Genomic DNA, 20,899 nt, shown 5'->3' on the forward strand with positions numbered 1-20,899 from the left:
ACATTTACATAACACACTAAAAATAAATAACCCGTGCGCTATGAACGCACGGGCCGAAAACACCTCAACATATTGAATGCAGCTTAGCGTGAAGCTGCGGCTTCAATGCCGTCAAGCGCGTAAACATAACCCAGGTTTTCTGAGCCGTTACTGCTTACTTTCAGGTCTTTAACAAGGCCTGTTTTTAAATCTATAACCCAGCCGTGTACGTGCAGGTCCTGCCCGTTGTTCCAGGCGTTTTGTACAATTGATGTTTTGCAGATATTATAAACCTGCTCGGTAGCATTAAGCTCAACCAAACGGTTAACCTTTGTTTCTTGGTCGGTAATACGGTCAAGCTCATGGCTGTGCAGGCGGTAAATATCCTTTATGTGGCGCAGCCAGTTGTCAATAATACCAAATTGCTTATGCGTCATGGCAGCGGCTACACCACCGCAGCCATAGTGGCCGGCAACAATAATGTGCTTTACTTTGAGGACGTTAACGGCATAGTCGAGCACGCTAAGCAGGTTCATGTCGCTATGTACACAAACGTTAGCAATGTTGCGGTGTACAAAAACTTCGCCCGGTTTGGTGCCTGTAACTTCGTTTGCAGGTACACGACTGTCTGAACAGCCTATCCATAATACCTCCGGGCTTTGACCCGCAGCCAGTTTTTTAAAAAAGTCAGGGTCTTCATTAACTTTGCTTTCCGCCCACTGACGGTTAGCGTTTATCAGCTTATTATAGCTCTCTGATGTTACTACGGTATACTTTGTACCGTTCGCGTTATTTTCTGTAGTTGCCATGTTTTTCAATTATTAAGGTTTGTAAGTCAATTCATTTAATTTGGGTACGTCGTACCTTGGTTTGATATCCTTAAGCTGTACCACTATACCCTTAGTATAGGCATTATGCTTAAAGTTCTCTATAATCTCGAGTACATCCGGATCGATGAACCTCGAATTTGATCCGTCGATAATCACGTCGCTGCTTTTTGGCAGGCTGGTAAGGGTTACCTGTATGGCCGCCTTGTTCAGAAATGATACCTCTTCGGCAAGTTTTATGTGGATAACCTTTTTGCCGTTGTCGTCTTTCACTATCTGGTAGAAGTAGGGATTACGAAGGTTGGTATAAAGTATAAAGAAACCGCCCACAAACAAACCGATGCCTACGCCAATAAGCAGGTCGGTTAATACTACGGCTACAATAGTTACCACAAACGGTATAAACTGCGGCAGGCCTTTGTGCCACATATGCTGGAACAGGCCTATGCGTGCCAGTTTATAACCTGTCATTAACAGTATGGCTGCCAGGCACGACAGCGGGATCAGATTAATAATTGCCGGTATAAACAGCAGCGACAGCAGCAGCAGGAAGCCATGCATTATAGCACTCATTTTGGTACGTGCGCCGGCGTTAACGTTTGCTGATGAACGTACGATAACCGCCGTCATAGGTAATCCTCCTAAAAAGCCGCTTATCAGGTTGCCGGTACCCTGGGCAATAAGTTCGCGGTTGGTTGGCGATATCCGTTTTATTGGGTCTATTTTATCAACCGCTTCAAGGCTCAGCAAACTTTCTAAACTGGCTACAAGCGCTATGGTACCTGCGGTTATCCATATCTGTCCGCGCGTTATCTGGCTGAAGTCGGGCATTCGCAACAGTCCGAAAAACTCCGAAGCGCTGTTTACGCTGGGTATAGATACATACTGGTCTTTCTGCAAAGCGAAACCTGTACTGCTGAATACCGATGCCAGTATAACGCCGGCAATAACCACCAGCAATGGCGCCGGTACTATGGCCAGCTTTTTAACCTTCGGCCAAAAAAGCATTATAGCAATTGATACCGAGGCGATAATTACCGCGCCATAGTTAATTTTTGATATGGCCACCATCAAACCTGAAAAGGTATTATGCGTATCTGCCTGCGCGAAGCTCTCGTTGCCTTCGTAATCGGCATCATAGCCTACGGCATGCGGAAACTGTTTCATGATAAGGATGATACCGATGGCCGCCAGCATGCCTTCAATTACTGCCGAAGGGAAGTAATTGCCAATAATACCGGCCTTTATTATACCGAAGATAATTTGTATGCCGCCTGCTATCATCACACTTAGCAGGAAAGCTTCGTACGACCCAAGCGTGGCAATAGCGCTGAACACGATAGAGGTTAAACCTGCTGCCGGACCGGCCACACTCAACTGTGAGCCGCTGACAGTGCCTACCACTATACCGCCTATAATACCGGTTAATAAACCAGCGAAAAGCGGCGCGCCCGATGCCAGCGCTATACCTAAACATAGCGGCAACGCCACTAAAAATACCACTATACTGGCCGGAATATCCTTCTTAAGGTTTTTGGCCAGGAAATACTTTTTCACGTCAAAAAATCCATTAGCGTCGCCGCTATGATCGTGCTGAGTCATAAATAATAAACTAAACTTTTAAGGTTGTTAAGATTCAAAGGGGGAATCTACCGGTATGTTAAGCCGGTAAAATATAAGGGGATAGAAAGGGGAATTACGCGTTGGGCGGCGGGGTAGGTACTACCGGGTAGTAAACTTCATGATAGATCAGGCTTTCCTGATTATGCAGAATGTTTACCTCAATTAAGTGAATATTGTAGCGAACAAGGTGGGTGTAGTATTCATCAAAGGATTTTTTCTCTTTGAAATCCTCTTTATCAGGATTTTCCTTTTCTGATTTGGATTCGTTTTCCAGCTGCATAATTACAGCGTTAACCACCTTGTTATCCATTTGAAAAAGTACAGGCGCTATCGATATCACCATCTTCGAGAAGAAAATAGTGAGGAAAAGTATTGCTACCGATAACTTGAATGCCTTTGCCTTCATCAGTTACAAATATATAAAAATTACTTTGGCAATATGTCAAGGCAAGATGTGCAGGTTTATCTTACATTTAAATTACTATTTTTAACGCACTAACACGCCAATTGTGAACGAAAAAATAAATATCCTACAACAAAAACAGGAGCAGGCCCTTGCGGGTGGCGGCAGAGCACGAATCGAAGCTCAGCATAAAAAAGGCAAACTGACAGCACGGGAACGACTTCATTTTTTACTCGATGAAGGCAGCTTTCAGGAAATAGGTATGCTGGTTACCCACCGCTCGGCTGATTTTGGCATGGAGAAGGAAAAGTACCCCGGCGATGGCGTGGTTACCGGGTATGGTACCGTAAACGGCAGGTTAATATATGTGTACTCGCAGGATTTTACTGTATTTGGGGGATCGCTTTCTGAAACCCATGCTGAAAAGATATGCAAAATAATGGACCTTGCTTTGAAGAACGGCGCGCCAATAATCGGACTCAATGATTCGGGCGGAGCGCGCATACAGGAAGGCGTAGTGTCCCTGGGCGGCTATGCTGATATATTTTACCGCAATACTTTGGCATCCGGTGTAGTGCCACAGTTGTCGGCCATTATGGGGCCGTGCGCGGGCGGCGCCGTGTATTCGCCGGCCATAACCGATTTTATTTTGATGGTTGAAAATACCTCGTACATGTTTGTCACCGGCCCTAATGTGGTAAAAACGGTAACACATGAAGTAGTAACTTCTGAAGAACTTGGTGGCGCCACAACACATGCAACCAAATCGGGCGTCACGCATTTTGCTTGTGCCAACGAGATAGCCGCTATACAGCATATCAAACAATTGCTGAGTTACATGCCGCAGAATTGCGAGGATAAAGCACCTGCTTTGCCTTACGAACCGGCTAACGAGCAGCGTCCTGCTTTAAACGATATCATGCCCGAAAATGCCTCGCAGCCGTATGATATGCGTGAGGTGATTACAGAAGTGATTGACGAAGGCTCATTTTTAGAAGTGCATAAGGACTTCGCTGAGAACATAATTGTCGGCTTTGCCCGTTTGGCTGGCCGAAGCATAGGAATAGTTGCCAACCAGCCGGCGTTTCTGGCCGGTGTGCTGGATATCCACTCATCAACCAAAGGCGCACGCTTTATACGTTTTTGCGACAGCTTTAATATTCCGTTGCTGATATTTGAGGATGTGCCAGGCTTTTTGCCTGGTACCGACCAGGAGTGGAACGCCATAATAACCAATGGAGCTAAACTGCTTTACGCTTTTTGCGAAGCAACCGTACCGCGCGTCACCGTTATTACGCGTAAGGCTTATGGCGGTGCGTATGATGTGATGAATTCAAAACACATTGGCGCAGATATGAACTTCGCCTGGCCGTCTGCAGAAATAGCCGTAATGGGCGCGAAAGGGGCTGCGGAGATCATTTTTAAGCGGGAAATCAGCGAAGCGGAAGATAAAGAAGCAAAATGGCAGGAAAAAGAACAGCTTTATTCTCAAATTTTCGCCAACCCGTACCGTGCCGCCGAGCGTGGTTTTATTGACGAAGTGATTGAGCCTGCTGATACCCGCGCTAAGCTTATTAACGCGTTTAAAATGCTGGAAAATAAGGTTGTGAATAATCCGAGGAAAAAGCACGGGAATATACCGTTGTAAAAGCACCACATGTCATGCAGAATTTGTTTAAGCATCTCTCAAGCAATGTAAGGGTATTATTGGAATGACTTGTGCTGTATCAATGCCAGTGGATGTTACTTTTTCTTTTGCCGGAAAAGATTTCTATGCATAATCAAGATAAAGTAAAAGAATATTCTTTGATAAAAGGCCTGCAGGCGTATGAGCAGAAAGCTCGTCCCGAAGGGAACGCCCTGTTAGTGATTGGTGATTAGAGAATTGTAGATAATGTAATAACTTTTAACTTCTTTGTGTGCTTTTTACACCCCTTATACGAAACTAAATTGTAACAAACCTGTAAAATAGTTATAGTAGTTGCGTTGGCGTTGAATTTCAAACATTATGCGTTATATTTGCGTCCGTAAAAAATCACTTTTATAGTAAAATGAGAGAAATACAGTTCAGAGAAGCGCTTCGCGAGGCAATGCAGGAAGAAATGCGCAAAGACGAAACCATATACCTGATGGGTGAAGAGGTTGCCGAATATAACGGTGCCTATAAAGTTAGCCAGGGTATGCTTGATGAGTTTGGCGCCAAACGTGTAATTGATACGCCTATTTCTGAATTGGGCTTTGCAGGTATCGGTATAGGTTCGGCCATGAACGGTTTAAAACCTATCATCGAGTTTATGACCTTCAACTTCTCACTTGTAGCTATCGACCAGGTGATAAATGCCGCTGCCAAAATGATGAGCATGAGCGGTGGACAATTTTCAGTGCCTATCGTTTTTCGCGGTCCAACCGGTAACGCAGGTATGCTTAGCTCACAGCATAGCCAGTGTTTCGAAAACTGGTATGCCAACTGTCCGGGCTTGAAAGTGGTTGTTCCATCAAACCCTTACGACGCAAAAGGCCTTTTAAAATCAGCTATACTAGATCCGGATCCGGTTATCTTCATGGAATCTGAATTGATGTACGGTGATAAGGGTGAAGTGCCTGAAGAAACTTACTATATTGAAATAGGTAAAGCAAAAGTTACCCGCGAAGGTACCGACGTTACTTTAGTTGGCTTTGGTAAGATAATGAAAGTGGTTAACGCCGCTGCCGAAGAATTGGCTAAAGAAGGTATCAACGCTGAAGTTATCGACCTGCGCACTGTTCGCCCTATTGATTACGCTACTGTAATTGAATCAGTTAAAAAAACAAACCGTATGGTATTTGTTGAAGAAAGCTGGCCGTTAGGTTCAATTGCTACCGAAGTTGCGTTTAAAGTACAAAAAGACGCGTTTGATTACCTTGATGCGCCAATACAACGTATTATGGGTGGCGACGTGCCGCTGCCATACGCGCCAACCTTAATTCAAGAGTACCTGCCAAACGCCGAAAAAGTGGTTAAAGCGGTTAAAGAAGTAATGTACGTTACTAAGTAACAATACTATAAAACAATAAAGACCTGTTGGTTAACCAGCAGGGCTTTATTGTTTTATAAAGAATTTATAATATCAGGTAAACAGGCGAGTCTATTCAAATTTACCTGTTTAATAATGACTTAAAGGCGGTTATTGTCAATATTAACCAAAGCTTTTTTAAGTGTAAAAACCACATATTTCCTGTCGCGGTTAACCAGCTCCATTATTCGGGTTATCAGTGCATCTTCCTGCCCTTCCGTATACTGCAGTTCATCATCGGTAAGACGGTTATACTTGCGCTGCAATTTGATTTTTACGCGTTCCCAATCTTTACTGCTAATGCTTATTTCGGCCATTTTATGTGTTTTGATGCAAAAATATAAAAAACTACTAATTAGTACGTTTTATATGTGACAACACAAAATGGTTAAACCATTGTTAAATATGGTACTCTAAACCAATGTTAAACCATAATATTCACAACAACAAATGAAAAAGTATCTTTTATGTATTACAATGCTGGTTGCCGGCGCTATAAGTGCAAAGGCCCAGGTTACAGTTGGCGCCAAAGCAGGTGTTAACTTTTCAAAAATTAATGCTGATAATGTAGATGAATCATCTATTACAGGTTATCAGATAGGCGCTTTCGCACGTTTAGGTAGCGACTGGTATTTTCAGCCCGAACTATACCTGGCCAGCAGCGGCGGTAAATTTAAAACCGAAGACAATAACAATACGGTTACTGTTGACGGCAAGGTTAAGTTTACAACCCTTAACGTGCCGTTACTGATAGGCAAAACCTTTGGCAGCGAAGACCTGAATTTACGTTTAAATGCAGGCCCCGTTTATACCTATATTATGGATGATAACCGTAACCTTGGTGGTAACATAAGCGACGCGTTTAACAACTACAAAAGCAGCGCATTAGGCTACCAGGTTGGCGGTGGTATTGACGTAGGTAAGATCAGCATCGACCTACGTTATGAAGGCGGCTTAACCAAGGTGAACGATTATTTTGATCAGCGGCAAAACTTATGGTCGTTGGCGGTAGGCTTTAAGATTTTCTAAGCTTAATTTATTGTATTGAGAAATCCCGGTCAAAAAAAGGCCGGGGTTTTTGGTTTATACCCAAATGTACGAAACTGTTCGTTTTCGAACGGATTTGTAACGCATCCGAACGGATAAGTTTATTAAATTTATTATAATTATCAATAAATCAATTGATTATGTGTTTGGCATGTGATTGGCGTAACAGCTTTACAAACCAAGCTGATCATGATCAAAAATTACCTGCTTATTGCATTAAGGAACATCCGCAAAAACACCGTATTCTCTTTTATCAACATATTAGGCCTTGCCATAGGCATGGCAGCCTGTCTGCTTATTATTCAATATGTAATTTACGAACTGAGCTACGATGATTTCCAAACAAAAAAGGAAAGGATCTATCGTGTTCATCAGGACCGTTACGATCAGGGTAAGCTAAGTACGCGCTGGGCGGCAGGAGCTTTTGCGGCGGGTAACGCTTTTAAAAACGCTTTTCCTGAGATAGAAGACTTTGTAAAGGTCGTATCAGACAGGCCTGCGCTGGCTAAGCAGGATGATAGGAAATTAAAGATTGAAAAGGTGGCTTATGCAAGTCCTGCATTTTTTAAAGTGTTTTCTTATCAGTTGCTAAGCGGTGACGCAGGTACGGCATTGACAGAACCAAACAGCATTGTAATATCAGAAACAACAGCTAAAAATTTGTTTGGCACTATCGATGTAACGGATAAAAGCCTGATGCTTGATAATGAAAGGCTGTTTAAAATAACCGGGGTTTTTAAGGATTTTCCTAAAAATACGCACTTGAAGCTGGACATGATAAAATCATACAGCACTTTCACTAAGGATAACGGCGACTACGATGTTGATAATGCATGGTACAATGATGGTTGCCTTACCTACCTGTTGTTAAAGCCCGGTACCAACATAAAAGCGCTTGAAGCCAAGTTTCCGCCGCTTGTTAAAAAAGCTTATGATAATCCAAATATCAGCGCGGTTTATACATTGATGCCGCTTACAGATATTCACCTGTATTCGCACCTGATGATGGAAGCCGAGCCAAACGGCGACGGTAACTCGGTTTATCTGTTGCTTGGTATCGCCATATTTGTTATTGTAATAGCCTGGATAAATTACATTAACCTTGCAACAGCCCGCGGCATCAGTCGTGCCCGTGAGGTGGGTGTGCGTAAAACGCTTGGTTCGGCAAAAAGCCAGCTTGTTACTCAGTTTATGCTTGAGGCAGCTGTATTAAACGGTTTGGCTGTTTTACTGGCTGTTATTATAATCGGTTTGTTTTTACCTGCTTTTTCAAAAATATCAGGGCAGGATATCAGCCTCACGCTGCTGATCAATCCATGGTTTTGGGCGGCCGTTACCGGGATATTTGTTGCGGGTACCTTCTTTTCAGGATTTTATCCGGCACTTGTGCTATCAGGCTTTAAAGTTGTATCGGTAATAAAAGGCAAGCTTACCTCATCGCCCAAAGGCATTGTATTGCGTCAGGGGATGGTTGTTTTCCAGTTCGCGGCATCAATTTTTCTGCTCATCGGCTCGCTAACCGTTTACAGGCAGATACAATATATGCAGCAGCAAAAATTGGGTGTTAATATTGATCAAACCCTCGTTATTAAAGCGCCATTGGCTAAGGTGGATTCGTTTTACCGCAGCATGAGCACCTTTAAGCAGGAGAGTTTGAAACAGCCCGGGGTTAAAAGCATTACGGTATCAACCACCATCCCCGGGCAGCCGGTTAACTGGAATGCCGGCGGCATAAAGTTAGTTGGTGCTGATAATAAAGATGCGCAACAATACCGCGTAATAGGCGCCGACGAAGATTACCTGGAAGCTTACGGATTGAAAATGATTTCCGGTCGTAAATTTTCAAAAAAATATACCAATGAAAATAAGAACGTTGTGTTCAATAAGTCGGCTGTGAAGTTATTGGGGCTGAATAGTCCGGCGGAAGCTATTGGCAAGCGCATCGAGTTTTGGGGCGAAACTTATACCATAATAGGCGTTACTGAAGATTTTCACCAGCAATCGTTAAAAGAAACGTTTGACGCGCAGATATTCCGTTGTATACCTGATGTTAGGGGCGATGTGTCGGTTAAAGTAAACCAGGCGCAGGTAACGCAGGCTATAGCGGCGCTGAAGCAAAACTGGAAAGAGTTCTTCCCTGATGATCAGTTCGATTACTTCTTTCTGGATGAGCATTTCAATCAACAATATAAGGCTGATCAGCGCTTCGGGCAGGTGTTCGGGCTGTTTACCATCATCGCCATTTTTGTAGCATGTTTAGGATTATTCGGTTTGGTATCGTTCACCATTGTACAACGCACTAAAGAAATAGGTATACGTAAAGTATTAGGCGCTTCAGTAAATAACATCCTGCAATTGCTTTATAAAGATTTTGCCCTGCTTATATTAATCGCCTTCGTTATATCTGCACCGCTTGGCTGGTATGCCATTAACCAGTGGCTGCAGGGGTATGCGTTCCGTATTGGCATAAGCTGGGTATTGTTTGCCGTGCCTTTTGTAGTAGTTGCCCTTATAGCTATGGCCACTGTATCATTATTAACCGTTAAAGCAGCGTTTATGAACCCGGTTAAAAGCCTGAAAGTAGAATAAATAATTTGTTAATTTAGTTAATAGTGCATGTTAAAGCGACGGTGGTTCCGTCGCTTTTTTGTTTTTACTAAGGTAATCGCGACTTGTTTTGGCATGACCAACCCCCAATTCAACTTCAAGGGCAAGAATCAGTGAAATCCTAAAATCACACAAATCAGAGGTTCAGACAGTCGCGTTAGGGATGGAAACGGATACCGGCCATGTGCTCAAGGCCTGCGCAGTATGAGTGTACAGCCCGGCCCGCAGGGAACTCCCTTATCAAAAAAATAAATCAGCGAAATCAAAAAATCACATCAATCAGCGGTTCAGAAAATATCAAGGTCAAAAAACCTTATAAAACAGCAAAGCCCCTGATGGGCAGGGGCCTTTACTAACCAATTATAAACCTAAATTATGAGAAGAGCTGTAGGAGAAGGAGTCGAACCTTCACGGAGTGGTTATTTTATTGCTAAAGTTTCCCAATTTCTCCGCCACCGCGACAAGGAGGTGTGTCTGCCAAAAATTTCACCATCCTACAGTATTGTATCCTGAGCCATCAGGATGCTGTTGGGGAAGGATTCGAACCTCCACAGAGTGGTTAGCCCTTGCGGGTTTCCCAGATTCTCCGCCACCGGGACAAGGAGGTGTGTCTGCCAAAAATTTCACCACCCAACAGTGTGTTTTTTCTTTAAAGAACGCCAAGCATTTGTCATTTGCTTGATACAAATTTAAAACACGTTGTAATTTCTTGCAAATATTTCAACAAAATAATTTTATTTTTATTCAGATTTTAATTAAACTTGTATTAAAATATAGAATTTTTAATTTATGCCCCACAGGAAAGCCCAAAATTTAGAAATTGATAAACTTGATATCGAGATATTATCTATCTTGATGAAGAACGCGACCACGCCTTATACCGAGATCGCCAAGGAATTGATTGTTTCAGGCGGTACCATACACGTGCGCATGAAAAAGCTTGAAGAAATGGGCGTTATAAAGGGGGCAAGCCTTGAGGTTGACCCGCAAAAGCTGGGTTATGACATCACCGCTTTCCTTGGTATTTACCTTGAAAAAGGCTCGCAATACCAGGAGGCAGTTACCCAGCTGAAGAAAATTAATGAAATTGTGGAGCTTCATTACACTACCGGCAGCTGGAGTATTTTTGCCAAAATTGTATGCCACGATACCAACCACCTGCGCGAGGTATTAAACGAAAATATACAAAGCGTAAAAGGCATTCAGCGTACCGAAACCTTTATATCACTTGAAGAAAGTATAAAAAGGCAGATCACGCTGGAATAAAATATATACTACTAACTTTCCCTTTTTGAAGGTTAGTAGTATCATAATACGGGCGTTTCTCTTTGGGCCAGGCTTTCCGCTCATACGCTTTCCCCAACTGGATGCCTTAGGCACAGGCCGGTATCCGCTGCAACCTTAACGCGGTTGTCTTGACCTTGATTTTTATGATTTGAAGATTACCTTGATTTTCTTATCCTTTTAAAAACAAATAATTACAAGGAGGAATAACGAAGCAACTTCGTCGGGTTTTTTCTTGTCATGCTGAGGTACGAAGCATCTGCCTGCAAATGGGTTCTTCACTTTCACAATTACAAGTGACTTAAGAGATTGACGTGCTACGCTCACAATGACAAATTCATAAGTACCGTCATCCCGAACTTGATTCGGGATCTCACAGGACAGTTAATCACCTTCATGAAGGATGCTGAATCAAGTTCTTCATAGGAGTCCTTTGGACAGTATGACAATCTAATATCTTTATGAATCTCAGCTTTACTTAAACTTGCTTTTCAGTGCCGCAAGTTTAGCTGCCATATCTGTTTCCGGTTGTGGTTTAGCCTGTTTATTTGAGTTGGCCCAGTTACCCTGTTTCTTTTCTGGTACTCGTTTTTCACCTTCAACCATTGACAGCGATATGCGTTTACGGTCAACATCTACCTCGGTGACTGTCACTTCTACTTTTTGGTGTACTTTCAGCACCTCGTTCGGGTCTTTTATAAAGCGGTTGGTGATACGGCTTAAATGCACCAGGCCATCCTGGTGAACGCCGATATCCACAAAAGCGCCAAAGTTAGTGATGTTGGTCACAATGCCGGGCAGCTTCATGCCCACTTTCAGGTCGTCAATAGCATTAACACCTTCGGTAAAACTAAATGCTTCAAACTGTTCACGCGGGTCGCGGCCGGGTTTGGCCAGCTCGGCGATGATATCATTCAATGTGGGCAGACCTACAGTTTCTGACACATATTTTTGCAGCGGAATGCTTTTGCGCAGTTTATCATCCGCCATTAACTGCTTAACTGAACAATTAAGGTCTTTAGCTATTTGCTCAACCAGCGCATAACGCTCGGGGTGCACGGCGCTGCTATCAAGCGGGTTTTCAGCATCACGTATACGCAGGAAGCCTGCCGCCTGCTCGTAAGCTTTATCGCCAAGACGGGCAACTTTACGCAGCTGGTCGCGGCGTTTAAAGGCACCGTTCTGGTTGCGGTAGTCGATTATATTTTGCGCCAGTTGCGGACCAAGGCCCGATATGTAAGCCAGTATTTGTTTCGACGCGGTGTTGAGCTCCACACCAACGGCATTTACGCAGCTAACAACTGTATCGTCAAGCGAAGTTTGAAGTTTATTTTGGTCAACATCATGTTGGTACTGGCCTACGCCGATTGATTTCGGATCTATCTTGACCAGCTCGGCCAGTGGGTCCATCAATCTTCTGCCAATTGATACTGCCCCACGCACCGTTACATCCTTATCCGGAAATTCTTCACGCGCCACTTCAGAAGCTGAATATATTGAAGCGCCGCTTTCGCTAACCACAACCACTACCGCGTTAGGCAGGTTAAGGTTACGGATAAATGTTTCTGTTTCGCGGCCCGCAGTACCATTGCCAATGGCTATGGCTTGTATGTCGAATTTTTCAAACAGATGCCTTATTGTTTTCTCAGCATCTTTCACATTGCCTGCTCCGGTATGCGGATATATAGTAGCATTTTCAAGCAATTGGCCTTGCTCATCTAAACAAACCACCTTACAACCGGTACGAAAGCCGGGATCAACAGCCATTACACGCTTTTGACCAAGCGGTGCGCCAAGCAACAGCTGCCTTGCATTTTCAGCAAATACACGTATGGCTTCTTCATCAGCCTGTTTTTTGGTTAACAGGCGTATTTCTGTTTCCATAGACGGCTTCAGCAAGCGCTTGTAGCCGTCTAAAATAGCCAGCTGAATCTGCGCAGATGCCGCGTTGTTACCTTTTACAAACAGCTTCTCAAGCAAACCGATAGCATCATCCTCATTCGGCTTGATATCAAGCCATAAAATTTCTTCCTTTTCGCCGCGGCGCATGGCCAGTATGCGGTGCGAAGGTGCCGTTTTTACCGGCTCTGCCCATTCAAAATAGTCTTTATATTTTATGCCTTCTTGCTCTTTACCCGGCGCAACCCTGCTTTCAATAGTACCTTTTTCAATGAACAGTTCACGCATTTTAGCGCGGGTTTCGGCGTGTTCGCTTATAAACTCGGCAATAATGTCACGTGCACCGGCCAGCGCTTCATCAACAGTGGCTACGCCTTTTTCAATATCAATATATTGCGCAGCTGCGTCTTCAACATCAAACCTGTTCTGTTCAAGCAGTTTGTCGGCAAGCGGCTGCAGGCCTTTTTCGCGGGCGGTGGTAGCACGCGTTTTTCTTTTAGGGCGATACGGAAGATAAATATCTTCGAGTTTCACCATGGTATCAGCGTTTTTGATCTGCGCCTCAAGCTCGGGTGTTAGTTTACTCATATCTGTCAGCGACTTCAGGATAGCTTCACGCCGCTTATCCAGGTCGCGCAGTTGCTGCACCCTGTCACGTATGGCGGCTACCTGCACTTCATCCAAACTGCCGGTAAGTTCTTTACGGTAACGGGAGATAAACGGTACTGTGGCACCTTCATCAAGAAGGGTTACAGTAGCGTTTACCTGTTTTTCGGCAATGGAAAGTTCGGCAGCAATTAGTTTGGAATGAGTAAGCATACGCGTCAAAATTTTCGGACTGCGAAGTTGCCTTACTTTAGCGAGAAATCAAAGGAGAGTTTAAAAACTTTACTTAAGTACTCTGAAAATTTATTAATCAATCCTTTTTCGATATGCCCTATTTTTGGATCCGCGAATGACCAGGTAGTTTATGTTGTCTTTTTTCCTGATAGAAAAACCGAGATCATCAATAGCATCATATAATTCATAATATTTTGCATCGATAATAACGGTTTTATCAATCAAAATTTCTACAGGTAAAAATTTGAATGTGCGGTAGGTTTTAAACGTATCACTTGAACCGTCGGGAAGGGCGCTATAAAAATATTTCCTGGTTACGTAATTTTCCCTATTAAATTTAAAGGGAAAGTTAGCTTCACTTTCAAGTCCGGATGCCAAAAGCAAAAACAATAGTATTCCCGGTATTCCAATAACGTAACCAAAACTTAGGATGGTATAAATTACCACCTTACTAATTTTATGGATAACTTTTTTTCCGCTACGCGAAAAGTTATAAAGCACTGTTGTGAACAACAAATACTCTAATGAGAAAAAAATGTAATCAAAATAATCGCCTCTTATTGAAATGCCTGTAGCGAATAGTGTGTTATGAATTAAGATAACAGGAATACTATACCTTAAAAGTAGCAACAATTTAGTTATACCTAACTTTTTAGATAGATACATCGCCAAGAATGGGAAAACTAAAATTGTTGTCAATAATAAAATGTAAGTGAAGTTCATTACACTTCACTTACATCATATACCACAACCTTATCCCACAGGTGGCTGTAGTTTTTGATAAACTCTTGATGAATTGGATGGTCCTGATAAGTGGCTTGTCCTGCCAGGTCGCTGAAAAACATCAGTTCAGACACGCCCCAGCTATTGTCAACCACATCGCGTTTTTCGGTGCTGGCAACTATGCCAACATGCAGTTGTTTAACAGTTTCAATTTTTGAGAGGGTTTTAACGCCTTCAATCAGTTTATCACGGTCGGCAACCGAACCGGGGTTTTTCAGCCAAAAAAATACATGATGAACTATAGGGAATTTACTTTTCATATTGATCAAAGGGTTTGCTGATACCGCCGTACCTGCAGCAAGAGCGGCAGTAGTGGCAATAAATTTTCTTCGGTTTTGGGGCATGATGATTTGATTTTATGCCCTTAAATTAAAAAAGATTATTTTATTTGCTGTAAACAAATGATACGCTGTCTTTTACAATTACGCCGCTTACGCCCTTGCTGTTATACACAATGGTGTATCTGCCGGGTTTGTCGATAGCGTATGATTTTAGGAGATCGGCATTGGCAGAAACACTGTCGCCAACATTAACTTTAATATAGCTATCGGCCGGCGGAGGCATCACGCGCTTGGCCATGGCGCCTTTATAGTTTACCTCGTTACCCTGCTCGTCTTTTATATCCAGATACTTGCTGATAGGCGGTTCAAACGGAGTATGCCATTTACAGAACTGACGGGTGCTATCGGTGCGGTTAAATACGGTAAATTTAAGTTCGACAGGTTCGCCTGTTTTAATGGTGTCCTTTATATTCAAAATGGCAATCAGCGAGTCTTCGGCAAGGGCTTCCTGCGTGGTTTGCACTGCAGTAACGGTATCGGCGCCGGTTGTCCCGGTTTTACTTGCACTGCACGATGCCAGCAGCAAGGCAGCAGCGGATAGTATAAGGTAGTTTTTCATACTGTAAATATACACTTAAAAACCCCAAACCACTTTTAAGCTTATGTTACGTCCCATGTTATAAATCCCCAGCCGACTGTTGGGTGATTGCTGATAATACTCAAAATATTTCAACCGGTTAAGGTTAGATTGATAGGCTTTATTAAACACGTTATCGGCCTGAAAAAACAGTTTCAGGCATTTTTTCCTTGTACCGATGGTAGCGCCTGCGCTCAGATTGATGAGTGTGTAAGCAGGTGTATAAGTTTCGGTATCGTCTAAAGCATAAAACCTATCCTGTTCGCCATACATGTCGGCTTCAATGCCGGCAAATATTTTCGAAAAAGCGCCATAGGTACCTGGGATAGTAAACTTTAGTTCGCTGCGCACATGCAGGGGCGGGATGAATGGCAGGTACTTCGCCGCGCCGTTTGATTGTTGGATTAGCTTTTCGTTTTTGTTGATGCCTGTTACATAGGCCAGACTGTTGTTAAATGCCAGCCATTTTACACTTTCGGGACGCAGGTTCCAGGTAAGCTCCGCACCGTAAAGCCGTGCCTTCGACTGCTGATACTGATAAGTTGTATTGCCTTCCACTATCACTACAGGATTGCCATTCTCGTCGGTAAGTTTTGCTTGGTAAATGTAGTTATCGATATTATTGTTGAACAGCTCAAGCGAGATATCCATATTATTGAGGTAAGCTATAAAACCTACATCCTGCTGCAGGCTGAATTCAGGCTTAAAAGTTCTGTTACCCAGATACACAATGTGTGCGCCGGGGTCGAGTCCGTTTGAACCGATCTCGGTAATATTTGGCGCACGGTAGCCGCGGGCAATATTGGCTTTTATTAGCAGGCGTCCGGTGATGTTATAGGTTAATCCAAAACTGCCCGAAAGTCCGGTATAATTATGACTGAATGCCGGGAATTGTAATTCGGCGCCGGGTGTGCCGGCATCAACCTGCCTGTCAAAGCCGGTTCGCGCATCGGTACCTACATAGAAGTTGTGCCAGCGAATACGGCGGTTATCATACCTTACACCACCTGAAACATCTACCTTACCAAAGCTTTTTTTAGCGAAGATATAAGTACCGATATCAAACAAATTATAATCAGGAATAGGGAAGGTAGTGCCGTTTTGATTACGGTTAGTTTGGTAAAAACCATTTACGCCTATGGTGCTTTCAATGTCCGAAAATGAAGGAAGATTATAGCGCGCTTCGTAATTTAAGGTATTTAAAATGATATCAAGCGATGCCTGATTAATGTCTGAAGGATGCAGAAACTCCCTGCGGATGTTTCGTTGAAGGCCTGTCATCAGGTACGCACTGCCTTGTCCTATTTTAAATTGCGATTGACCATACAACCTGTAATGCTTTATACTTTGCCGTAACGGTGCAAGTGTGTAGGCACGCAGTTCCTCATCCGTTACCAGCGGACGGTTTTTTATATCATCATCTTCACTTACCTGTTTAGTAAAACGGCGGGTTAGAGAATCACGGCTGCCATCGGGTATTTCCTGGTTGTTGTTGTACAGGGTGGCGGCAATTTGTGCATATCCCCACTTTTTGTCGGTGCGGGCAATGCCGGTGAAGTTCATCTCACGGAAACCTGTGTTATACACATAACCATCAACAGGGTTACGGTAATCGTGCGCCGCCTTGAACGTTCCGCGCAGGCTATACCGCCAGTTACCGGTGTTGTATCCTAATCCGAGTGAATTACCTGTCATACCGTTGTTGCTGTGATATTCGGTGGTAAAGTCGCCCTTAAAACCTGTACTATCCTGCCTGATATCTGGTATAAGGTTGATCACCCCGGCCAGCGCGTCGCTGCCGTAGGTTAAACTTGCAGGGCCTTTTACCACTTCTACACGGCCTAATCCGTAGGCGTCTATCTCAATGCCGTGTTCGTCGCCCCATTGCTGGCCTTCCTGGCGAATGCCATCATATAAAGTAAGCACCCTGTTATAGCCCAGTCCGCGGATGAAGGGTTTTGAGATGTTGGGTCCTGTGGTAACGGCATTTACCCCCGGCACGCCTTTTACAATACTCTCGATAATATTAGTGCTAACTTTTGCTTCGATGCTTGTTTTAGACATTACTGCTACCGGCACAGGATTTTTCCGGAGCTCGGTAGCTCTTGATACCCCGGTAATAACCACCTCGTTAAGGTTTGAACTGTATGGCTTTAAGCTGATATTTAAAACCGTAGTTTGGGTGCCGGTGATAATTACCGTATGTCTTTGGCTTTCGAAACTGATGCTGCTGAACGTTACTTTGTGAATGCCCGGCTTAATACCCTTTAATTCATAGTACCCCGCGCTATCTGTCCGCGTACCGGTTTTTGTGCCGCTTATTAATACTGACGCATACGGAACCGGCATACCATCGGCCACAACTTTTCCTTTTAATACCGCATCCTGGGCGTTAGTTATTATCGGAAAGCATATCAGCATAAAAAGTAAAAGGCTACGCATAAACAGATATTTTGAACAAACATATATAAATAGTTAAATTAACACAATAAATAAAATTAGGTTTGTCTAATTTTATTTATTGCAACTATTAACTATGTTTGTTAAAGAGTTATCCGGAATGCATACCCTGTCAGAAGAGAATTATTTAAAGGCTATTTACCGCCTGTCGCAAGATGAAGGGGTGAAGATAACGCCCACCGCCATTGCCGAATCGTTACGCAATAACCCGGCGTCGGTAGTTGATATGATACGTAAGCTGACGGATAAACAGCTGATAGCGTATGATAAAAAAAGCGGTGTAAGCCTTACTCCGCAAGGTTTAAAATCCGCGGTACTGATTGTCCGTCGGCACCGCCTTTGGGAAGTTTTTTTACTGGAGAAACTGGGTTACCACTGGGACGAGATACACGATATTGCCGAGGAACTGGAGCACATAAACGATACCACCCTGGCCGACAGGCTCGATAAGTTTCTTGGCTTTCCTGAATACGACCCGCACGGCGATCCGATACCTAAAGCTAACGGTAAAATGGCCAAAGCCTACTCAGTTACTCTTGCCGACATGAAAACCGGAACCAATTGCCGCGTAGCCGCCGTACGCGATACCAGCAGTGCTTTTTTGCAATATTTGCTTAAACTTGATATCGGCATTGGCACCACTATCACTTTAGTGGAGAAGATCAGTTTCGACAATTCGCTCGTGATCAGTATCAACGGCGCGGCAAATACTACCGTATCACAAAAGTTTGGTGAGAATATTTTGGTGGAGTAATTACAATTTCGCCGAATCCTGCAATTCGCTGTCAACATTGCCGTCGAAATAAAAGCGGTAGATTATCCAGTCGTTCTTAGGCTTGTAAAACATAAAGGTAAACCTTACAGGCTGCACGTCATGCTTAACCAGGTAGCTGTATAACACCAAACTGCCCGAAGCTTTTTTCTGTGTGATTAACTCCTTACCGTGATAATCGCCTATGTTCTTGCGCTCTTTATCAATGGTTTTTACTATGTCTTCTAACTTGCCCGAATCAATACGCGGGTTAGTTTTAAACAGTTCGAACACCGCTTTGCGGGTATCTTCTTTATAAGCTTTAAAAAAGTTTTCGGCATAGGTTTGTGCGCCAACTACCCCGCCGGTTTGTGCTTGTGCATAAGCGCCGCTGCCAAAAAGAGCTGCTGTCAGTAATATTATAAATGCTTTTGCTTTTAGGTTGAAGTAAGTCATGACTGATTGTTTGCGCTAAAAATAGCAAATGCCATTGAAACAGAAAGCATTGAATTGTTAATACTGTTTGTGCACGTCATCCGCCTGCCGCTTTGTAAGTGTTAACTAATTGATGTAGCCCGAATTTGGTTGCTGTGTATTTTTGACAGACCGCATAATATTCTTTAACAGGCATTTTGTACATTTATATTTTATTTATGTTAAAACAGGATGAACAAGGGCGCATCACCACGAAAATATAAAGTACAACTATTTACAGCAGGTTTATTAGCGTTTGCAGTTGTTGTTTGGGGATTTAAGGATGATCTTTTCCAGATATCAAAAAACCTGGACGTTTTTGCTTCATTGTATAAAGAAGTCAACATGAATTATGTTGATGAAATTAACTCTGCCAAAATGGTGAAAACTGGGGTTGATGCTATGCTTAACGGCCTCGATCCATATACCGAGTTCGTACCCGAATCGGAAATTGAAGATTACAAGCTGCATTATGTAAGCACTCAGTACGGAGGTATAGGCGCCAGCATTTTCTCGCGTGATGATAAAGTGTACATCTCGGATGTGTTTGAAGGTTTCCCGGCCGAGAAGAATGATATACGTGTAGGCGATCAAATCGTGAAGATCAATGATATCGACCTAAACGCCAAGAACAGCGATCAGGTGAGCATGCTGCTGAAAGGCCCTAAAGGCGGTACAGTTAAATTGCTGTTAAAACGCCCCGGCGAAGCACAACCTGTTGTAAAAAACATCGCACGCGATGAAATTAAGCAACCTAATGTTAGCTATTATGGCGTAGTAAGCGGGAACATGGGTTATATCAAGCTGGACAAATTTTTGGAGCGTTCGGCTGAGGAAGTAACCAACGCGCTGGTTGCGGTTAAGAAAAATAATCCGTCAGGTATTATTCTCGACCTGCGTTCAAATGGCGGGGGCATACTGCAGGAAGCGGTAAAGATCGTCAACCTGTTTGTGCCAAAGGGAGTAAAGGTTGTATCGCAGATAGGTAAGATAAAAGAGAAGAACTTTATTTATACCACTACCAACACTCCTGTTGAGCCCGAACTGCCACTGGTTGTTTTGGTGAACAGCCGTTCCGCTTCGGCATCGGAGATTGTTGCGGGCACGCTGCAGGACCTTGACCGCGCCGTTATTATCGGCCAGCGCAGCTTTGGTAAGGGGCTTGTACAGCAGTCGTTCAGCTTGCCGTACAATAGCCTGGTAAAAATTACCGTGGCTAAGTATTATACCGCTTCGGGCCGTTGCGTGCAGGAGCTTGATTATGCCCACCGTAACAATGATGGCAGCGTGGTTAAAGTAGCCGACTCGCTAATACATGAGTTTAAAACTAAGAATGGCCGTTCCGTTTTTGATGGCAGCGGCGTATATCCTGACCTGGAAATTCCGCGTGATAAATTTGCACGTGTTACCCAGGCATTGGTAGGGAAGCTTCTGGTATTTGATTATGCTACCAAATACAAGCAGACGCATTCTAAAATAGCCGATGCACGTTCGTTTGCGCTTACTGATGCCGAATATGAGGATTTTATAAAATATCTGGCAGGTAAAGATTATAAGTACACCACAGTATCTGAGAAATTGCTTGACGAGTTAAAAGCCCAGGCAACTAAAGAAAAACAGTTTACTGAAGTGCAGGCTGAGTATGATGTGTTACGTAACAAACTGCTTAATAGTAAAAAGAACGATCTGCGTCAGCATAAACAGGAAATAAAAGAATTGCTTGAAAACGAGATAGCTGCGCGTTATTACTATGAAAAAGGCCGGTATGAGGCGCATTTTAAATACGATAAAGAACTGGCAAGCGCTGTACAAACCATGCAGAACAAGCTCCTGCTGGCTTCGATATTAAAAGGTGAAGGCAACTATAAAATCATAGGTAAACCTCGTACCGATTTACTTGCGAAAAATGCCGCTGTTAATAGCGATGACGACGAGGACGAAGATTAATTAT

General features: G+C 43.4%; 17 protein-coding genes and 1 tRNA gene. 7 read left to right on the forward strand and 11 right to left on the reverse strand.

The features are described 5' to 3' along the window. Window positions 1–83: 83 nt before the first annotated feature. The 3 genes from can to EOD41_RS08285 all read right to left on the reverse strand — a co-directional run bounded on the left by can (window position 84) and on the right by EOD41_RS08285 (window position 2,835). Window positions 84–788, reverse strand: coding sequence for a carbonate dehydratase (gene can, locus EOD41_RS08275; RefSeq protein WP_127704305.1), 705 nt, complete (start codon window positions 786–788; stop codon window positions 84–86). Between the two features lie 12 nt (window positions 789–800). After that, the gene (locus tag EOD41_RS08280; RefSeq protein ID WP_127704306.1) at window positions 801–2,408 is read right to left on the reverse strand and encodes a SulP family inorganic anion transporter; all 1,608 of its coding nucleotides are present in this window, start codon (window positions 2,406–2,408) and stop codon (window positions 801–803) included. A 94-nt stretch (window positions 2,409–2,502) separates the two neighbouring features. Then, complete coding sequence (locus EOD41_RS08285; RefSeq protein ID WP_127704307.1) at window positions 2,503–2,835, reverse strand: hypothetical protein; 333 nt, start codon at window positions 2,833–2,835, stop codon at window positions 2,503–2,505. Between the two features lie 103 nt (window positions 2,836–2,938). Here EOD41_RS08285 and EOD41_RS08290 point away from each other — a divergent pair, with 103 nt between their 5' ends. Further along, window positions 2,939–4,480, forward strand: a complete 1,542-nt coding sequence (locus EOD41_RS08290) for an acyl-CoA carboxylase subunit beta (RefSeq protein ID WP_127704308.1) — start codon at window positions 2,939–2,941, stop codon at window positions 4,478–4,480. Window positions 4,481–4,883: 403 nt separating this feature from the next. Then, the gene (locus tag EOD41_RS08295) at window positions 4,884–5,867 is read left to right on the forward strand and encodes a pyruvate dehydrogenase complex E1 component subunit beta (protein WP_127704309.1); all 984 of its coding nucleotides are present in this window, start codon (window positions 4,884–4,886) and stop codon (window positions 5,865–5,867) included. Between the two features lie 119 nt (window positions 5,868–5,986). Here EOD41_RS08295 and EOD41_RS08300 read toward each other — a convergent pair whose 3' ends face one another. Further along, entirely contained in the window at window positions 5,987–6,202 is a 216-nt protein-coding gene (locus EOD41_RS08300) for a CsbD family protein (protein ID WP_127704310.1), read from the reverse strand. A gap of 133 nt (window positions 6,203–6,335) precedes the next feature. On the opposite strand from EOD41_RS08300, the gene EOD41_RS08305 reads away from it, so the two are divergent. Continuing rightward, window positions 6,336–6,914 (forward strand): porin family protein, encoded by a 579-nt coding sequence (locus EOD41_RS08305; protein WP_127704311.1) that lies wholly within the window; start codon window positions 6,336–6,338, stop codon window positions 6,912–6,914. A 207-nt stretch (window positions 6,915–7,121) separates the two neighbouring features. Beyond that, complete coding sequence (locus EOD41_RS08310) at window positions 7,122–9,521, forward strand: ABC transporter permease (RefSeq protein WP_127704312.1); 2,400 nt, start codon at window positions 7,122–7,124, stop codon at window positions 9,519–9,521. 543 nt (window positions 9,522–10,064) lie between these two features. On the opposite strand, the gene EOD41_RS20685 is transcribed toward EOD41_RS08310, so the two are convergent. Next, window positions 10,065–10,175 (reverse strand) — tRNA-Asp (locus tag EOD41_RS20685). Window positions 10,176–10,328: 153 nt separating this feature from the next. On the opposite strand from EOD41_RS20685, the gene EOD41_RS08315 reads away from it, so the two are divergent. After that, window positions 10,329–10,805, forward strand: coding sequence for an Lrp/AsnC ligand binding domain-containing protein (locus EOD41_RS08315; RefSeq protein WP_127704313.1), 477 nt, complete (start codon window positions 10,329–10,331; stop codon window positions 10,803–10,805). Between the two features lie 492 nt (window positions 10,806–11,297). Here EOD41_RS08315 and EOD41_RS08320 read toward each other — a convergent pair whose 3' ends face one another. The 5 genes from EOD41_RS08320 to EOD41_RS08340 form a co-directional block, all read right to left on the reverse strand. After that, window positions 11,298–13,541: a Tex family protein gene (locus EOD41_RS08320; RefSeq protein WP_127704314.1), complete on the reverse strand. Its 2,244-nt coding sequence runs from the start codon at window positions 13,539–13,541 to the stop codon at window positions 11,298–11,300. A gap of 93 nt (window positions 13,542–13,634) precedes the next feature. After that, complete coding sequence (locus EOD41_RS08325; protein ID WP_164849900.1) at window positions 13,635–14,261, reverse strand: hypothetical protein; 627 nt, start codon at window positions 14,259–14,261, stop codon at window positions 13,635–13,637. A gap of 23 nt (window positions 14,262–14,284) precedes the next feature. Further along, window positions 14,285–14,689, reverse strand: a complete 405-nt coding sequence (locus EOD41_RS08330) for a Dabb family protein (protein WP_127704316.1) — start codon at window positions 14,687–14,689, stop codon at window positions 14,285–14,287. Between the two features lie 40 nt (window positions 14,690–14,729). Further along, window positions 14,730–15,245 (reverse strand): protease, encoded by a 516-nt coding sequence (locus EOD41_RS08335; RefSeq protein ID WP_127704317.1) that lies wholly within the window; start codon window positions 15,243–15,245, stop codon window positions 14,730–14,732. 15 nt (window positions 15,246–15,260) lie between these two features. Next, a complete protein-coding gene (locus EOD41_RS08340) occupies window positions 15,261–17,705 on the reverse strand; it encodes a TonB-dependent receptor (protein ID WP_127704318.1) in 2,445 nt (814 codons plus the stop codon). 94 nt (window positions 17,706–17,799) lie between these two features. On the opposite strand from EOD41_RS08340, the gene EOD41_RS08345 reads away from it, so the two are divergent. Beyond that, window positions 17,800–18,477, forward strand: a complete 678-nt coding sequence (locus EOD41_RS08345) for a metal-dependent transcriptional regulator (RefSeq protein ID WP_205780504.1) — start codon at window positions 17,800–17,802, stop codon at window positions 18,475–18,477. Here EOD41_RS08345 and EOD41_RS08350 read toward each other — a convergent pair whose 3' ends face one another. Continuing rightward, window positions 18,478–18,930, reverse strand: a complete 453-nt coding sequence (locus EOD41_RS08350) for a hypothetical protein (protein WP_127704319.1) — start codon at window positions 18,928–18,930, stop codon at window positions 18,478–18,480. It lies immediately after the preceding gene. A gap of 210 nt (window positions 18,931–19,140) precedes the next feature. Here EOD41_RS08350 and EOD41_RS08355 point away from each other — a divergent pair, with 210 nt between their 5' ends. Further along, window positions 19,141–20,895, forward strand: a complete 1,755-nt coding sequence (locus tag EOD41_RS08355; RefSeq protein WP_127704320.1) for a S41 family peptidase — start codon at window positions 19,141–19,143, stop codon at window positions 20,893–20,895. Window positions 20,896–20,899 lie beyond the last annotated feature (4 nt).

This window comes from Mucilaginibacter limnophilus (assembly GCF_004005815.1).
GTDB classification, from domain to species: Bacteria; Bacteroidota; Bacteroidia; order Sphingobacteriales; family Sphingobacteriaceae; genus Mucilaginibacter; species Mucilaginibacter limnophilus.

What these genes read in the sequence shown, in the direction of transcription:
- can (WP_127704305.1), bottom strand. Translation starts at nt 788, where the DNA reads ATGGCAACTACAGAAAATAACGCGAACGGTACAAAGTATACCGTAGTA.
- EOD41_RS08280 (WP_127704306.1), bottom strand. Translation starts at nt 2,408, where the DNA reads ATGACTCAGCACGATCATAGCGGCGACGCTAATGGATTTTTTGACGTG.
- EOD41_RS08285 (WP_127704307.1), bottom strand. Translation starts at nt 2,835, where the DNA reads ATGAAGGCAAAGGCATTCAAGTTATCGGTAGCAATACTTTTCCTCACT.
- EOD41_RS08295 (WP_127704309.1), top strand. Translation starts at nt 4,884, where the DNA reads ATGAGAGAAATACAGTTCAGAGAAGCGCTTCGCGAGGCAATGCAGGAA.
- EOD41_RS08300 (WP_127704310.1), bottom strand. Translation starts at nt 6,202, where the DNA reads ATGGCCGAAATAAGCATTAGCAGTAAAGATTGGGAACGCGTAAAAATC.
- EOD41_RS08305 (WP_127704311.1), top strand. Translation starts at nt 6,336, where the DNA reads ATGAAAAAGTATCTTTTATGTATTACAATGCTGGTTGCCGGCGCTATA.
- EOD41_RS08310 (WP_127704312.1), top strand. Translation starts at nt 7,122, where the DNA reads ATGATCAAAAATTACCTGCTTATTGCATTAAGGAACATCCGCAAAAAC.
- EOD41_RS08315 (WP_127704313.1), top strand. Translation starts at nt 10,329, where the DNA reads ATGCCCCACAGGAAAGCCCAAAATTTAGAAATTGATAAACTTGATATC.
- EOD41_RS08320 (WP_127704314.1), bottom strand. Translation starts at nt 13,541, where the DNA reads ATGCTTACTCATTCCAAACTAATTGCTGCCGAACTTTCCATTGCCGAA.
- EOD41_RS08330 (WP_127704316.1), bottom strand. Translation starts at nt 14,689, where the DNA reads ATGCCCCAAAACCGAAGAAAATTTATTGCCACTACTGCCGCTCTTGCT.
- EOD41_RS08335 (WP_127704317.1), bottom strand. Translation starts at nt 15,245, where the DNA reads ATGAAAAACTACCTTATACTATCCGCTGCTGCCTTGCTGCTGGCATCG.
- EOD41_RS08340 (WP_127704318.1), bottom strand. Translation starts at nt 17,705, where the DNA reads ATGCGTAGCCTTTTACTTTTTATGCTGATATGCTTTCCGATAATAACT.
- EOD41_RS08345 (WP_205780504.1), top strand. Translation starts at nt 17,800, where the DNA reads ATGTTTGTTAAAGAGTTATCCGGAATGCATACCCTGTCAGAAGAGAAT.
- EOD41_RS08350 (WP_127704319.1), bottom strand. Translation starts at nt 18,930, where the DNA reads ATGACTTACTTCAACCTAAAAGCAAAAGCATTTATAATATTACTGACA.
- EOD41_RS08355 (WP_127704320.1), top strand. Translation starts at nt 19,141, where the DNA reads ATGAACAAGGGCGCATCACCACGAAAATATAAAGTACAACTATTTACA.